The 13,428-nt window shown below is 72.2% G+C and carries 12 protein-coding genes; 1 reads left to right on the top strand and 11 read right to left on the bottom strand.

The window, feature by feature from the left end:
- Positions 1–25: 25 nt before the first annotated feature.
- The 7 genes from proC to KVA01_RS05840 all read right to left on the bottom strand — a co-directional run bounded on the left by proC (position 26) and on the right by KVA01_RS05840 (position 8,956).
- The gene (gene proC / locus KVA01_RS05870) at positions 26–865 is read right to left on the bottom strand and encodes a pyrroline-5-carboxylate reductase (RefSeq protein WP_068467894.1); all 840 of its coding nucleotides are present in this window, start codon (positions 863–865) and stop codon (positions 26–28) included.
- A 218-nt stretch (positions 866–1,083) separates the two neighbouring features.
- Complete coding sequence (locus KVA01_RS05865; protein WP_068467892.1) at positions 1,084–1,884, bottom strand: sugar phosphate isomerase/epimerase family protein; 801 nt, start codon at positions 1,882–1,884, stop codon at positions 1,084–1,086.
- Positions 1,881–2,861: a Ppx/GppA family phosphatase gene (locus tag KVA01_RS05860; protein ID WP_141269305.1), complete on the bottom strand. Its 981-nt coding sequence runs from the start codon at positions 2,859–2,861 to the stop codon at positions 1,881–1,883. Before KVA01_RS05860 ends, KVA01_RS05865 begins: the two co-directional genes overlap by 4 nt.
- Positions 2,862–2,973: 112 nt before the next feature.
- Positions 2,974–5,937 carry a type I DNA topoisomerase gene (gene topA, locus KVA01_RS05855; RefSeq protein ID WP_141269303.1) on the bottom strand — a complete coding sequence of 988 codons (2,964 nt, stop codon included), beginning with the start codon at positions 5,935–5,937 and terminating at the stop codon, positions 2,974–2,976.
- A gap of 136 nt (positions 5,938–6,073) precedes the next feature.
- On the bottom strand, positions 6,074–6,502 hold the full coding sequence (locus KVA01_RS05850; protein WP_068467887.1) for a pyridoxamine 5'-phosphate oxidase family protein: 429 nt from the start codon (positions 6,500–6,502) through the stop codon (positions 6,074–6,076).
- A gap of 10 nt (positions 6,503–6,512) precedes the next feature.
- Positions 6,513–8,489 carry a DUF7059 domain-containing protein gene (locus KVA01_RS05845; protein ID WP_233438778.1) on the bottom strand — a complete coding sequence of 659 codons (1,977 nt, stop codon included), beginning with the start codon at positions 8,487–8,489 and terminating at the stop codon, positions 6,513–6,515.
- A 2-nt stretch (positions 8,490–8,491) separates the two neighbouring features.
- Positions 8,492–8,956 carry a pyridoxamine 5'-phosphate oxidase family protein gene (locus KVA01_RS05840; protein ID WP_068467885.1) on the bottom strand — a complete coding sequence of 155 codons (465 nt, stop codon included), beginning with the start codon at positions 8,954–8,956 and terminating at the stop codon, positions 8,492–8,494.
- Positions 8,957–9,206: 250 nt separating this feature from the next.
- On the opposite strand from KVA01_RS05840, the gene KVA01_RS05835 reads away from it, so the two are divergent.
- Positions 9,207–11,537: a DEAD/DEAH box helicase gene (locus tag KVA01_RS05835; RefSeq protein WP_141269301.1), complete on the top strand. Its 2,331-nt coding sequence runs from the start codon at positions 9,207–9,209 to the stop codon at positions 11,535–11,537.
- Positions 11,538–11,605: 68 nt separating this feature from the next.
- On the opposite strand, the gene KVA01_RS05830 is transcribed toward KVA01_RS05835, so the two are convergent.
- The 4 genes from KVA01_RS05830 to KVA01_RS05815 all read right to left on the bottom strand — a co-directional run bounded on the left by KVA01_RS05830 (position 11,606) and on the right by KVA01_RS05815 (position 13,421).
- The gene (locus KVA01_RS05830) at positions 11,606–12,013 is read right to left on the bottom strand and encodes an Rv3654c family TadE-like protein (RefSeq protein WP_068467962.1); all 408 of its coding nucleotides are present in this window, start codon (positions 12,011–12,013) and stop codon (positions 11,606–11,608) included.
- The gene (locus KVA01_RS05825; RefSeq protein WP_068467881.1) at positions 12,000–12,389 is read right to left on the bottom strand and encodes a TadE family type IV pilus minor pilin; all 390 of its coding nucleotides are present in this window, start codon (positions 12,387–12,389) and stop codon (positions 12,000–12,002) included. Before KVA01_RS05825 ends, KVA01_RS05830 begins: the two co-directional genes overlap by 14 nt.
- Positions 12,390–12,511: 122 nt before the next feature.
- Positions 12,512–12,826 (bottom strand): DUF4244 domain-containing protein, encoded by a 315-nt coding sequence (locus KVA01_RS12915; protein ID WP_082810238.1) that lies wholly within the window; start codon positions 12,824–12,826, stop codon positions 12,512–12,514.
- A 124-nt stretch (positions 12,827–12,950) separates the two neighbouring features.
- Positions 12,951–13,421 (bottom strand): type II secretion system F family protein, encoded by a 471-nt coding sequence (locus tag KVA01_RS05815; RefSeq protein WP_233438777.1) that lies wholly within the window; start codon positions 13,419–13,421, stop codon positions 12,951–12,953.
- Positions 13,422–13,428: the final 7 nt, after the last annotated feature.

Raw genomic sequence — 13,428 nt, 5'->3', positions numbered from 1 at the left:
CGTGGTGTGAACTCGGGCGGTTGGCTCACTCGCCGCCGTATTCCTTCTCCATATCATCCCCCTTGGCCGCCGACGCTTCGGCACCCTTACGGATGATGTCCCGCAGGCCCTGTTCGTCGAAGGTGCGGATGGCCTGCTCCGTGGTGCCGCCGGGGCTCGTGACAGCCTTGCGCAGGGCGGCGGGATCGGCGTCGTCGGGCTCGAGCAGCACGCCCGCGCCGGACACCGTCTCCTTGGCGAGCACGCGCGCGGTCTCCGGGTCCAGGCCGAGCTCCTCGCCCGCCTGCTGCATGGCCTCGGCCAGGTAGAAGACGTAGGCCGGGCCGGAGCCGGAGACGCCGGTGACCGCGCGGATCAGGTGCTCGGGAACCTCCACCACGGCGCCCACCGCGGAGAGGACATCCTTCACGGCGCGCAGCTGCTCGTCCGTCACGTGCTCCCCCGGGGTCACGGACAGCGCGCCGCGGCCCACGCTCGACGGCGTGTTGGGCATCGAGCGCACGACCGGCTGGCCCTCGGGCAGCGCCTTCTGCAGGGCGTCCAGCGCCACGCCGGCGGCCACGGAGACCACCACGGTCTCGCGGTCCAGCGCGGGAGCGATCTCGCGCGCGAGGTCCAGGATGTCGTACGGCTTCACGCCGAGCAGCACGATGTCCGCGCCGGTCACGGCCTTCGCGTTGGCGTCCTCGTTCTCCTCGCCGGAGAACACCGCCACGCCGGTCTCCTCGTGCAGGCTCTTCGCCGACGACGCCGAACGGGTGGTCGCGCGCACGGCCTGCGGGCTGGTGCCTCCCGCCAGGACGCCGCGCAGGATCGCACCGTTCATGGATCCGGCGCCCAGGAAGGCAAGGGTGGTCTCGGTCATCTCATCGGTCCTTTCGTTCCCGCGGCCGCGACCGGCGCACCGGTGCGCCCCACGGGGTGCGGGTGGGCTGGACATGCTGCTCACGACGCTACCGCCCGCGGGGCGGCGGCCGCGAGCGCCCGCCGGGAGTCCAGTACGGGACGGAGCCGAGGGGCGCAGGACCCGGCAGCCGCACGCCCACCGGGAGCGTGCGGCGTCATCGTCCGGCGCCAGAGGGCTCAGACCGTCATGTGGCGCCGCGCGAAGACGAGGGACTCCGCGAGCCACTCGTCGCGCTGGTCCGCGTCCCGGGACTTGCGGGTGGAGACCTCAACGCCCACCACGCCCTGCCAGCGCTGGTCCCGCAGGTGCTCGAGGGTCTCGGCAACGGGCTGCACGCCGTGGCCCGGCAGCAGGTGCTCGTCCGCAAGCGTCTCCCCGGAACCGTCCGTGAGGTGCACGTGCCCCAGCCGCGAGCCGAGCTCCTTCACGGCGGCGAGCGAGTCCATCTTGGCCGTGGCGGCGTGGGAGAAGTCCCACGTGACCCACTCGTAGTCCTGGCCCAGCGGACTGTAGTGCGGCGAGTACACGACCGCCTCGCGCCCGGCCACGCGCCACGGGTACATGTTCTCCACGGAGATCTTGGTCTCCGTCATACGGGAGACCTCGCGGACCCCGGCCACGAAGTTCCGCGCGTACTTGCGCTGCCACCGGAACGGCGGGTGGGCCACCACGACCTCCGCGCCCACCTGGTGCGTGAGCTTCGCGGCCATCTGGATCTTGGTCCAGGACTTGCCCCACACCTGCTGCGTGAACAGCAGGGTGGGCGCGTGGATCGTGGAGATGGGGATCTGGTACTTCTGGATGTTGTCGAGCAGCTGGTGCGTCAGCTGGCTCATGCGCTCGTGGGTGACGAGCACCTCCACACTGTCGTAGCCCAGCCGCTGGGCGGCCTCGAAGGTCTCGGGCACGCCCTGCGGGTAGAGCGAGCTCGTGGACAGGGCCACGTGCGGGCGGTACTCGGCGGGCTTCTCGCTCATGGGCTGCTCACCAGGTCCTTCGGGTCGGCGGTCTCGTTGGAGGTGTCCCGCACCAGCCGGTCCATGCGGCGCAGGATCAGGCCCTCGCGCAGGGCCCACGGGGAGATCTGCACGGTGTCGATGCCGAGCATGTCCATCGCGGTCTCGGCCACGATGGCGCCGGCCACCACCTGCGCGGCACGCTGCTCGGAGACGCCGGGCAGGTCCGCGCGCTCGGCCACGGACATCGCCTCCATGCGCCGGGCCCACAGCCGCAGGTCCTCCCGGTGCATCACGCGCGGCACGTACGGTCCGCGGGCGGACGGCGCGGCACCGCAGATCCGCGCGAGCGAGCGGAACGTCTTGGACGTGCCCACCACGAGGTTCGGGTGCCCGCCGGCTGCGATCCGGTCCACGGCGGGGCGCAGCGTGGTGCGCACGTGCTTGCGCAGGGCCTTGAAACTGGCCGGCGGGGCGACGTCGTCCCCGGCCAGGTAGGCGCGGTACAGCCGGCCCGCTCCCAGCGGCACGGACGTGGCCACCGTGGGCAGCGCATTCGTGCCGATCGCCATCTCGAAGGAGCCGCCGCCGATGTCCAGGTCCAGGATCCGCCCGGCGCTCCACCCGAACCAGCGGCGCACTGCGGAGAACGTGATCGCGGCTTCCTGGTCCCCGGACAGCTCCGTGAGCGTGACACCGGAGACCGACTGCACGTGCTCCAGCACCTGAGCGCCGTTCGCGGCCTCGCGGATCGCCGAGGTGGCGAACGCCAGCAGGTCCTCAGCCCGGTGCTCCACCGCGAAGTCCCGCGCCTCCACCACGAACGCGGTCAGCAGGTCCCGGCCCTCGTCCGTGATCTGCCCCTGCTCGTCCTGGTGGTCCACGAGCCGCAGCGCGGTCTTGTGGGACGCGTACGGCTCGGGGCGCGCGCCCGGGTAGACGTCGAGCAGCAGCAGGTGCACGGTGTTCGACCCGACGTCCAGGACTGAGAGCCTCATGCGAGTTCCTTCGGTTGCGGTGACGGGCTCCGACCGGCCGACGACGCCGCGGCGGGCAGCGCGCGGACGGTGCCGCCCGTGGCCTTCCGGGCGGGCGGCGTCGTCGTGTGCGCTACTTGCTGCCGCCGGTGGCGCTCGTGGCGGAGGTGCGCTTTGTCGTACCGGCCTTCGTGGCAGAGCTGCGCTTCGCGGTGGCGGTCTTGGTCGTGCGCTTGGCCGCTGTCTTGCCCGCGGCGCTCTTCGAGGCCGCGGTCTTGGACGTCGAGCTCTTGGAAGCCGAACTCTTGGCCGTGGTGCTCTTGGCGCGACCGCGTGCCGGGGACTTGGCCGGAGCCGGGCCCTTCGCGCGCTTCTCCGCGAGCAGCTGGGAGGCACGTGCGGCGGTGATCTGCTCGATGGCCTCCGCGCGCGGAACCGTCACGTTGGTCTCGCCGTCCGTGATGTACGGACCGAAGCGACCCTCCTTGATGATCATCCGCTTCTCGGTCAGGGGATCCGCTCCGAGGTCCGCGAGCGGCGGCTTCGCGGCCGCGCGCCCCCGCTGCTTGGGCTGGGCGTAGATGGTCTTCGCCTCGTCCAGGGTGATCGTGAAGATCTGGTCCTCGGAGGAGATGGAGCGCGAGTCCGAGCCCTTCTTCAGGTACGGGCCGTAGCGGCCGTTCTGCACGGTGATCGTCTCGCCGTCCGTGTCCTCGCCGAGCTCCCGCGGCAGGGACAGCAGCTTGAGGGCGTCCTCGAGCGTGATGTCCTGCAGGTTCATGGAGGAGAACAGGGACGCGGTCTTCGGCTTGGGCTTCTCGATCTTCTTGGGCTTGGGCTTGCCGTTCTTGTAGTACTCGGTGGGGATCGCGTCCAGCTCCTCCTGCGTGGGCTCCGGGACGATCTCGGTCACGTAGGGCCCGTAGCGGCCGTCCTTGGCCACGATCATCCGACCGGTCTCCGGGTTCACGCCCAGCTCGCGGCCGTCCGCCTTGCCGATCTCCATGAGCTCACGGGCCTTGTCCGGGGTGAGCTCGTCCGGCGCGAGGTCCAGGGGGACGTTGGCGCGCACGGGGTCGGTGATCTCGCCGGTCTCCGGGTCCACGGTGCCGCCGGACTCCAGGTAGGGGCCGAACTTGCCCACGCGCAGCGTGATGTCGTCCGTGACGGGGATCGAGTTCACCGCGCGGGCGTCGATCTCCCCGAGGTCGTCCACGAGCGGTTTGAGCCCGGGCTCCTCCGGGGCCTCGCCGAAGTAGAAGCCGTTGAGCCAGGCGACGCGCTCGGCCTCGCCGCGGGCGATCCGGTCGAGGTCGTCCTCGAGCTCCGCCGTGAAGTCGTAGTCCACGTAGTCGGAGAAGTGGTCCTCGAGCAGGCGAACCACGGAGAAGGCGAGCCACGAGGGGATCAGTGCGGAGCCGCGGACCTGCACGTAGCCGCGGTCCATGATCGTGGAGATCGTGGCCGCGTACGTGGAGGGGCGTCCGATGCCCAGCTCGTCCAGCGTCTTCACGAGCGACGCCTCGGTGTAGCGCGCCGGCGGGGTGGTGGTGTGCCCGTCCGCGGTGACCTCGGAGGCGTCCAGGGCGTCGCCCTCCGCCATCACGGGCAGCCGCTTGTCCTCGTCCTTCTGGCCCTTCTTGCCCGAGTCCTGCGCGAGGTCCGGGTTCACGTCCCGGCCCTCCTCGTAGGCGGCCAGGAAGCCGCGGAAGGTGATGACGGTGCCGGAGGCCGAGAACTCCGCGTCCGCCCCGGCGTGGTCACCGGCCGCAGAGGTGGCGCTGGCCCCGAGGCGCACGGTCGCGGTGCTGCCCTTGGCGTCCTCCATCTGGGAGGCGACGGTGCGCTTCCAGATCAGCTCGTAGAGCTTGAACTCGTCCACGGACAGCTGCGAGCGCACCTGCGACGGCGTGCGGAACCGGTCCCCCGCGGGTCGCACGGCCTCGTGCGCCTCCTGCGCGTTCTTGGACTTGGAGGCGTACACGCGCTTGGAGGAGGGCACGAACTCCGCGCCGTAGAGCTCCTTGGCCTGCGCCCGGGCCGCGTTGACCGCCTGGTCGGACAGCGCCACGGAGTCCGTACGCATATAGGTGATGTAGCCGTTCTCGTACAGCCGCTGCGCCACGCGCATGGTGGTGCGGGAGGTGAACCGCAGCTTGCGGGCGGCCTCCTGCTGCAGCGTGGAGGTGGTGAACGGCGCCGCGGGGCGGCGCGTGTAGGGCTTGGTCTCGAGAGAGCGGACCGAGAACTCTGCGTCCTGCAGCCCGGCGGCGAGCGCGGTGGCCACGGCCTCGTCCAGCGTGACGGGAGCGTTGCCGGAGGGCGCGGACTTGAGCTGGCCGCGGTCGTCGAAGTCCTTGCCCGTGGCCACGCGGCGGCCGTCCACCGAGCTCAGGCGCGCGGTGAAGGGACGCCCGGGATCCTGGCCGTCCGGGCGCGAGAACGTGCCCGTGAGGTCCCAGTAGTCCGCGGGGACGAACGCGATCCGCTCGCGCTCGCGCTGCACCACCAGGCGCGTGGCCACCGACTGCACACGGCCGGCGGACAGGCCCGAGGAGACCTTGCGCCACAGCACCGGGGAGATCTCGTAGCCGTAGAGGCGGTCCAGGATGCGCCTGGTCTCCTGCGCGTCCACGAGGTCCTGGTCGATGTCGCGCAGCTGGGCGAAGCCGCGCTCGATGGCCTCCTTGGTGATCTCCGGGAACGTGAGCCGGTACACCGGGACCTTGGGCTTGAGCACCTGCAGCAGGTGCCAGGCGATGGCCTCGCCCTCGCGGTCCCCATCAGTGGCCAGGTAGAGCGCATCGGCGTCCTTGAGCTTGCGCTTGAGCTCCGTGACCTTCTTCTTCTTGTCCGGGTTGACCACGTAGTACGGGTCGAACTCGTGGTCCACGTCCACGGCGAACTTGCCGTAGGGGCCCTTCTTCATGTCCGTGGGCAGCTCGGAGGGCTGGGGCAGGTCACGGATGTGGCCCATGGACGACTCCACCTCGTAGGCGTCGCCCAGGTACCCCGCGATCGTCTTCACCTTGGACGGTGACTCCACGATCAGCAGGCTCTTGCCCGTACCGGCGTTCTTGGTGGCCTTGGATGCCAAAGGTGCTCCTCGTCGTACCCCGCGGTGGCCCGCCGGGTCTGTCTGTGTCTCTCGCGCCCGGATGACGACGCCGCCCCGGGACTCCCCGGCGTGGGCGGCGTCGCCCACCCGAACCGTCAGCGTACGGTACGCGCCGTCACGCCGGCTGCGGATCCGCCCCGGTGTGCATGGTGAACTCACGGCCCGTGGCATCGTCCGGCTCCAGCACCACGTAGTGGAACTTCTCCGTGGGCGCCCACGGCTGCAGGGGCAGCTCCTCCGCGGCCTCGAGCTCCGCGCGGGTCTCCAGGCGGCGGGCGCGGCCGTGCACCACGACCGACTCCACGTGCCCGTCACGCACCCGGTCCACCTCGAACGCCACGTGGTGGTTCACCACGAGACTCGCGAGCTTGGTGCCCTGCGCGGTGCGGAAGTACAGCTTGCACTGGCTGACCACGTAGTTGACCGGGAAGATGTCCACCAGTCCCGCGGCCTGCACCGCCAGGCGGCCGTACGGCAGCTGCGTGAGCAGCTCCCACACGCGCTGGGAGTCCATGGCCTGGATGGGATTCGCGTTCTCACTCATGGGACCAGTCTTACACCTCCACCAGGAAGCCGTGCTCGACCAGACCGTTGATCTCGGAGGTGAGCCACGGCTCGGGGCCGTCCTGCCACCCGAGCAGCGAGCCCAGCGCGGTGAGGATCTGCCCGGCGCTCAGCTCACCGTCGCACACGCCCGCGAAGCCGGCGGCCTCGCTCGAGAGGATCACCGTCCGGCGCAGCCCCGCTCCCTGCCGCAGCAGGATCAGGGCGGGGTCGTCCGCACCGGGCGCGCCGTGGCGCTCCTCGGTGACGTCCGGCGCCACGGTGAGGTGGGCATCCAGCCACGCGGGGGTGGCGGGGACGACGGCGCCCGTGCCGGTCCAGGCCGATGGTCCGGTTCCGGGGACGACGTCGCGGGCCCCGGTCTCCGCCGCGGTGAGGGACCCGTCAGTGGTTCCCGCAGCGCCCTGCGCATCGGCCGCGGCCGAGGAGGCGGGCTCCACCGCGGCGTCCGCTGCCGCGTGGTCCGTCCCGAAGCGCACCATCCGGTCCCACTCGGCGGCCAGCGCGGGCGCGATCGGCTGCTGGATGGGGTGGGGGATCGTCTCGAACACCCGCGGCAGGGGTCGGTTCTCCGTGGCCCGCGGCAGGACTGGGGCATCGGGGGCCTGCGTACCGGGCCGCGGCGTCGTCGTCGAATCCGGCTCCACGGCCCCCGGGCGCTGCAGCCAGACCATGCCGAAGCCCACGGCGGCAACGTCCCGCGAGTCGAAGTCCTCCAGGTAGGCGCGATACGCGGCCTCGTAGCCGGCGAGGTCGCGCTGCTGGGAGGCGTCGCGCAGCCAGGTCTCCGCGTACTCGCACGGGTCCTGCAGCTCGCGCTGCACGAACCACGCGCCGGTCCCCGGGGCGATCCACGACGCCGGGCGGCGGGACCACGTCTCGGACGGGCCCTGCTCCGGGTCCGCCGTGATCTCCCAGTTGGCGAGCATGTGGGCGGTGCCGCCGGGGGTCAGGACCTCCGGCAGGGAGGCGATCAGGTCGCTGACGAGCCGGTCCCCCGGCAGCCCGCCGTCGCGGTAGGTGTAGCGGGCGGCGTCGTCCCCGGGAGTGCGCGGGGTGATCACGAACGGCGGGTTCGAGACCACCATGTCGAAGCGGTCCCCCGCCACGGGCTCCAGCATGCTGCCGTGCGCCAGCCGCACCCGCGCCGAGAGGTCGTCGGGGTCGAGGCCAAGCTGCGCGGCGTTGAGCACCAGGTTGAAGCGGGTGGTGGCCAGGGCGCGCTCGGAGATGTCCGTGGCGGTCACGTGCCGCGCGTGCGAGAGCAGGTGGAAGGTCTGGATGCCGCAACCGGTGCCCAGGTCCAGCGCGCGCTCCACGTCCCGCCGCGGGGTCGCCTGCACGAGCGTGGTGGACGCTCCGCCGATGCCCAGCACATGGTCGTGGCGCAGCACGCCCGGGCGCTGGAACGCGCCGAGGTCGCTCGCCACGAACCACTCGTCCGAGGCGTCCGTGGCGTAGGGGCGCAGATCCATCGTGGCCAGCAGCTCGCCGGCCGCGGGGCCGTCCTCCGCGAGCGCCAGGGAACGCAGACCCGTGGCGCCCACGGTGGGCAGGGCGGCGTCGAGCTCCGGAGCGGACACGGGGTCCCCGAGCAGGAAGAACGCGGCGAGCGTGGTCAGCAGCGGGTCGCGGGAGCCGTGGCGCTCCAGCGCGCGGCGCGCCGGGACGGCCTCGTCCCGGGACCACGCGGACATGGCCTGCTCGCCCACCAGCTCGGTGACGCGGTCCACCGTGAAGCCCGCCGCGACGAGATCCTCGCGCAGGCCTGCCACCAGGACAGGGTCCTCGGAGCGCGGGGCGTCCGGGACGGTGCTGAACGCGGGGGCGGCGTCGACGCCGCGCTTCTCGGCCTGCTCGACACTTCCGAGGGCGGTGGGCTGGGTGGAAGCACGGTGCGGAGTCGGCGCGCCGGGCGGCGCGGTGGGCTCGCCGTACGGGGCGGGTGCGTCGTGTGCCGGTGTCACTCTCAGTGGCCCAGGCGGAACGTGCGACCGGTCACGCGGGTGGGCGTGATCTCCACGAACTCGATCTTCTCCGTGTTCAGCCACGGCCGCAGCCCGAGGTCCTCCACGTACGTGATCCGGTCCGTGTCCGTGATCATCGCGGCGGTCCCGCGCACGACCACCGAGTGCGCCTCCGAACCGGCCGCGCGGTCGATCTCCACCGTCACGTTCGGGTTCAGCTGCAGGTGCAGCACCTTCGTGCCCTTGGCGGAGCGGAAGAAGAGCTTCTCGCCGTCCGTGACGATGTTCAACGGCGTGATGTCGATCTCGTCGCCGTCGCGGGTGGCCAGACGGGCGAAGCGGGCCTGCTTCAACAGGTCCCAGCTCTCCTGCTCGCTCAGCTCGGTCACGGGTGAGCCCTGGGCCGCGTCCTCGCGGTCGTGCTCGCCGGCGATGTTCATGGGGTGCGGGTGCTCGTTGTGCGCCATGGCTCCATGATCTCACGCAGGGGCCCCGCGCGGACGGTGCGCGGCGCGCTTCTCCCGTGCCGGGCGGCGTCGCCGTCCCGTGCCGGCGGTGCGCAGCGCCCCGGACCCGCGCGGGCGACGTCGTCGTCCACCGGATGTGCCGCGAGGCTGGAAGGCCGCGGTCCGGAGCCCTCGACCGGCGAGGAACGGAGCGGTTCAGCTCTGGGAGCACGCCGCCGGTCCGGACGCCTCGGTGAGCGAGAATGGCGGGATGACGACGTCGCAGGAGATGGTGGACCTGCTCGGCCGCGGTCCCCGCCCCGAGCAGGTCCGTCACGTCCGCGAGATCCCCGAGCAGCCGGCCGTGCACGCGCCCTGGCCCGAATGGCTGCACCCGGACGTCGTGGCCGCCTACGAACGGCTGGGCATCCACGAGCCCTACGCCCACCAGGTCGCCGCGCTGGAGGCACCCCGGCACGCCATCGTCGCCACGGGAACGGCTTCGGGGAAGTCGCTGGTCTACCAGTCGCTCGTGCTGGACGCCGTGCACCGCGGCAAGCTCGCCGTGGCGCAGCGCCCCGGGATGCTGCACCACCCGGACGAGGCCACCGCCCTGTACATCTCCCCCACCAAGGCACTGGCCGCGGACCAGCTGTCCTCGCTACGCTCCCTGCACTTCGAGGACGTCCGCAGCGCCACCTACGACGGCGACACCGACCCCTCCGAGCGGCGCTGGATCCGTGAGCACGCGGACGTGATCCTGTGCAACCCGGACATGCTGCACCACGCGATCCTGCCGCACCACGCGGGGTGGTCCCGGTTCTTCCGGCGGCTGCGGTACGTGATCGTGGACGAGGCCCACTCGTACCGCGGGGTCTTCGGCTCGCACGTGGCGGTGCTGCTGCGACGCCTCACACGGATCGCGGCCCACTACGGGGCGTCCCCCCAGTTCATCGGGGCGTCCGCCACCAGCGCGTCCCCGCAGGAGTCCTTCGCCAAGCTGATCGGCGCGGATCCCGCGGAGGTCACCGCCGTGGAGCACGACACCTCTCCGCGCGGCTCCCGCACCGTGGTGCTGTGGGAGCCCGAGCAGTCCCCGGGCGGCTCCGACAACGGGGCGCCGCGGCGTCGTACCGTCACGGCCGAGGCCTCCGACATGCTCACCGACCTGGTGCTGCGCCAGATCCGCACCATCGCCTTCATCCGTTCGCGCCGCGGTGCCGAGACCATCGCCCAGAACGCCCACCGGCAGCTCGAGGAGGTGGACGCCTCCCTCGGGCACCGCGTGGCCGCGTACCGCTCCGGGTTCCTCCCCGAGGAGCGGCGGGAGCTCGAGCAGCAGCTGCGGGACGGTCGGCTCCTCGGGGTGGCGAGCACGTCCGCCCTGGAGCTGGGCATCGACATCGCGGGCCTGGACGCCGTGCTCGTGGCCGGCTGGCCCGGCACCCGTGCCTCCTTCCTGCAGCAGATCGGCCGTGCGGGCCGAGCGGGTCAGCACGCGCTGGCCACCCTGATCGCCGGGGACGACCCCCTGGACGGCTACCTGGTCAACCATCCCGAGGCGATCTTCGACGTCCCCGTGGAGGCGACAGTCTTCGAGGCCTCGAACCCGTACGTGCTCGCCCCGCACCTGTGCGCCGCGGCCGCGGAGCTTCCCCTGCGGCCGGACGAGCTCGCACTGTTCGGGCCCACCGCGCACGACGTCGTGGACTCCCTCGCCGCAGCCGGTCACCTGAGGCGGCGCCCCACCGGCTGGTTCTGGACCCGTTCCGAGCAGCCCTCGGCCATGGTCTCGATCCGCTCCGGGGACGGCGGCCCCGTGCAGATCATCGACACGGACACCGGCTCGGTACTGGGAACCATGGGCGCCCCGCAGTCCCACTACCAGGCGCACCCCGGAGCGGTGTACGTGCACCAGGGCCGCACCTACCTGGTGGAGGAGCTCGACGAGGAGCTGAACGTGGCCGCGGTGCGGCGCGCGTTCCCGGACTTCTACACGGTGGCCCGTGACGTCACGGAGGTGCGGGTGCGCTCCGAGGCGGACTCCATGAGCTGGGGGCCGGTCACGATCCACCGCGGCGAGGTGGACGTGACCACCCAGGTCATCAGCTACCAGCGCAAGCTCACCGCCTCCAACGAGGTGGCCGGGGAGGAACCGCTGGAGCTGCCGCCGCGCCAGCTCTCCACCGTCGCTACGTGGTTCACGGTCTCGGGACCGCAGCTCGCCGCCATGGGCATCGAGGAACCGGACATCCCCGGGGCGCTGCACGCGGCCGAGCACGCCATGATCGGTCTGCTGCCGCTGCTCGCCTCGTGCGACCGGTGGGACGTGGGCGGGCTCTCCACAGCCCTGCACGTGGACACCGAGCTCCCCACGATCTTCGTGCACGACGGGCACCCCGGCGGCGCCGGATTCGCGGAACGGGGCTACGACATGTTCCAGCGCTGGATCACCGCCACCCGGGACGCCATCGCCCAGTGCGAGTGCGAGTCCGGCTGCCCCTCCTGCGTGCAGTCCCCCAAGTGCGGCAACCGCAACAACCCCCTGGACAAGGCCGGTGCCCTGAAGCTGCTCAACGGGGTGCTGCGCTTCGCGCCGTGAGGGGCTCGCCAGGGCCGAAGACCGCGTCGATCGGCGTGGCACCGACCCGCGCCCCGCTGCTCCTCTCCTCACGGGTCGTCCGGCGGCGGCCCCGCCCGTGAGAGACCGGTCGCCGGTCCCAGCACAGTCAGTGGTGCGGGGAGCTCGACCACCGCGGTGACGTCCACCGTCGTGTTCTCCGGTGCCACCGGGGAGCACTCCTCGATCCGGGCGCCGTTCTCCGTGGCCACCCGGGCGGCCACGTCGCACGGGACGCCGGGATTCAGGCCCCGGGCGACGTCGGCCGCGGCCAGGGCGGCGAGATCCGCCGCCTTCGCGGCGCGGTGCGTGAGGATCGCTGCCTGGGCCACGAGCAGCACGGCGACGAGCAGGAAGCACAGCACCACCGCCAGGGTCATGCCGTGCACGGTGCCGGACCCGGCGTCGGGGTCCTGCGCGGATTCGCCGAGCACTGTCACTCGCTCAGGGGTCGTCATGGTCACCCCCGGTGGCGTCCACCGCGGCCGTCGCGTCCGCGTGCAGCCGCCAGTCGCTCCACTGGCCGAGCACTCCGGGGGCGGGCCCGCTCACGGCGACCGTGACCCGGTTCGCCGCCGCGTAGACCTGCACCGAGGCGGCGTCGCCGGCGATCTCGCGCGCGGTGTGCTCCACGGCGGCCAGGTCCTCACCGCGGGCCGCCGCACGCGCCGACGCCCGGGCGGCCTCCTCGAACCGCACGGTGGTCATGCCCGCGGCCGCGGCGGCCAGCAGCACGGCGAGCAGCAGGATCAGCGCGGGCATCACGACCGCGGTCTCCACGGTCACGGCACCGTGGTCGGGGTCGTCCCGCCCCTGGAGGGGTTGATGGCGCATGGGAACTCCTTTCTGGAAGCGCGTGGGGCTCTCACCGTGCGACGAGAGCCCCACGCGCTCTGCGTGTTCGGACCGGGCCCGCGTGGCGCACCGGGCCGGGCCGAGGACCGGCGCAGGCATGTTCAGAAGGACAGGGCCTTCTGGATGATGCCGAGCAGCAGACCGGAGACGGTGTCCGAGGACAGCACCGCCGCCATGACCCCGCCGAAGGCCGCCGCGGCCAGCACGATCACGGCGTACTCGGCCGTCGACGCCCCGAGGTCCGGGTCGTCGTGGGACAGGGCGAGGGCGGTGCCGACGGGTGCGAGGGCCTCCTCGACCGGGATCTCCGTGGCACAGACGGATGCTTCCGTGTCACAGGCGGAGTCCGTCAGAACGTCGTGTGACTGGTGGGTGGCGTGGGCGGGGCGGACGGCGGGAAGGACGATCGTGGACATGGTGGTTCTCCTTGGGTGGTGTGGTGCTGAGGTGGTGGACGAGCAGATTCGGCGGTGACCGATGGCGTGGCACGAGGGCCCGGCGGTCCTCGCCCCCGTGCCACGGCGGGTTCTGTGCGGGCGGTCATGACCCGAACACCCGCGGCAGCAGACTCATGAGCACGGGCACCACGCCCCAGCACATGAAGGCGGGCAGGAAGCACAGCCCCAGGGGCAGCACGAGCTTCACCGCGAGGGCTTCGGCGGCGCGCTCAGCCCTGCGGTACTGCGCGCGTCGCACGAGTTCCGCCTGGCCCCGCAGGACCGACGCGGAGGCCGTGGCCGACGACGCCGTGAACTCCAGGGCGTCCCGGTAGTCGCGGACGTCCCGGGAGAGCCCCCGCCCTTCGGGCCAGGCGGTGTCCCACGACAGGCCGAGGCGCAGGGCGGCGGCCGCCCGCGCAAGCTCAGGGTGTGATGCGCCGGCGCAGCTCTCCGAGAGCACCCCGACCGCCTCCGGAAGGGAAAGCCCGGCATCGAGCTGGCACGCGGTGAGTTCGACGAGGGCGGCCGCGGGCAGCGCAGGAGCCTCCCCTCCCGTGACCCGTGCCCGCAACGAGCCT

The sequence above is a fragment of the Kocuria varians genome (genome assembly GCF_006539885.1).
Classification (GTDB): Bacteria; Actinomycetota; Actinomycetes; order Actinomycetales; family Micrococcaceae; genus Kocuria; species Kocuria varians.
Note: the sequence above shows the minus strand (reverse complement) of the source record. Positions and strands in the feature narration are given on the sequence as shown.

What these genes read in the sequence shown, in the direction of transcription:
- KVA01_RS05835 (WP_141269301.1), top strand. Translation starts at nt 9,207, where the DNA reads ATGACGACGTCGCAGGAGATGGTGGACCTGCTCGGCCGCGGTCCCCGC.
- KVA01_RS12915 (WP_082810238.1), bottom strand. Translation starts at nt 12,826, where the DNA reads ATGTCCACGATCGTCCTTCCCGCCGTCCGCCCCGCCCACGCCACCCAC.
- KVA01_RS05840 (WP_068467885.1), bottom strand. Translation starts at nt 8,956, where the DNA reads ATGGCGCACAACGAGCACCCGCACCCCATGAACATCGCCGGCGAGCAC.
- KVA01_RS05860 (WP_141269305.1), bottom strand. Translation starts at nt 2,861, where the DNA reads ATGAGGCTCTCAGTCCTGGACGTCGGGTCGAACACCGTGCACCTGCTG.
- KVA01_RS05825 (WP_068467881.1), bottom strand. Translation starts at nt 12,389, where the DNA reads ATGCGCCATCAACCCCTCCAGGGGCGGGACGACCCCGACCACGGTGCC.
- KVA01_RS05850 (WP_068467887.1), bottom strand. Translation starts at nt 6,502, where the DNA reads ATGAGTGAGAACGCGAATCCCATCCAGGCCATGGACTCCCAGCGCGTG.
- KVA01_RS05865 (WP_068467892.1), bottom strand. Translation starts at nt 1,884, where the DNA reads ATGAGCGAGAAGCCCGCCGAGTACCGCCCGCACGTGGCCCTGTCCACG.
- KVA01_RS05830 (WP_068467962.1), bottom strand. Translation starts at nt 12,013, where the DNA reads ATGACGACCCCTGAGCGAGTGACAGTGCTCGGCGAATCCGCGCAGGAC.
- proC (WP_068467894.1), bottom strand. Translation starts at nt 865, where the DNA reads ATGACCGAGACCACCCTTGCCTTCCTGGGCGCCGGATCCATGAACGGT.